General features: G+C 67.9%; 1 protein-coding gene. It reads right to left on the minus strand.

What is annotated here, in order from left to right; genetic code table 11:
• Positions 1-1,210 (minus strand): amino acid adenylation domain-containing protein (locus ACWDSL_RS53465; RefSeq protein WP_450497032.1); only part of this gene is annotated, 1,210 nt, incomplete at both ends.

Raw genomic sequence — 1,210 nt, forward strand, 5'->3', positions numbered from 1 at the left:
TCCAACACCCCATCGGCCGACCACCGCGCCAGATCCCCCGTCCGGTACATCCGCCCACCCGCAGGCCCCCACGGACACGCCACAAAACGCTCCGCCGACAGCCCGGCCCGCCGCAGATACCCCCGAGCGAGCTGAGCACCGGCGATATACAGCTCGCCCACGACACCCGGTAGCACCGGCCGCAACCCCGCATCCAGCACGAACATCCGCGTATTCGCCACCGGACGACCGATCGGGGATGCCGTGTCGACGCTGTCCCGCATCCACCAAGTGCTGGCGTACACCGTCGCCTCGGTCGGGCCGTAGGCGTTCATCAGCCGACGGGCCGACAGCGCCTTTCTGATGTGGGTCGCCACCGCTGCGGGCAGCCCCTCACCAGCGAGCACAACGGTCTCCGCCGTCACATCGACATCGGAGTGCGCGATGACACCGGCGAGGGCGGACGGGACGGCGCTGATCAAGCTGACGTGGCGACGGGTGTCGGAGCCACGGTCGGCGAGGTCCAGCAGGTCGTGCAGGATCTCGATGGTGCCGCCGCATATGAGCGGAGCAAATATCTCGAAGACCGATACGTCGAAGTTGAACGACGTGGTCAGCAGCACATGCGCCAGGCCCTCCGCACCGAATTCATTGACGGCCCAGCGCACGAAGTTGGTGGCATCGGCATGGGTGACGACAACGCCCTTGGGGCGGCCGGTGGAACCCGAGGTGTAGATGACATAGGCGGAGTTGCCGTGCCTCAGCTCGCGCACACGGTGGGCGTCCGTCGGAGTCGTGGTCGGCCGGTCCGCGAGGGCATCGGCGAAGGCCGCGTCGTCCAGAAGCTGGATCGACGCGGACGCTCCGCGTGGGAGAGCCGAGGCCGCACCCCGTGTCGACAGGATCAGTACCGGCCGGGTGTCTTCGAGGAGGTAGCCGATGCGGTCCTGCGGATAGGACGGGTCGATCGGCACATAGGCCGCTCCCGCCTTCAGCACGGCGAACACGGCTACGATCGCCAGCTCGGTACGGGGCAGCGCGAGCGCGACGCAGTCCTCCGGACCCACGCCCAGCGAGATCAGCTGATGGGCGAGTTGGTTGGCCCGCTCGTCGAGTTGGCGGTAGGTGAGTCTGGCGTTGTCGCTGATGAGTGCGGTGTGTTCGGGGGTGCGGGCGGCCTGTTCCTCGAACAGCGCGGACAGGGTGGTGGGCGGATACGTGCGGGTCGTGT

It is taken from the genome of Streptomyces sp. NPDC000941 (assembly GCF_053599555.1).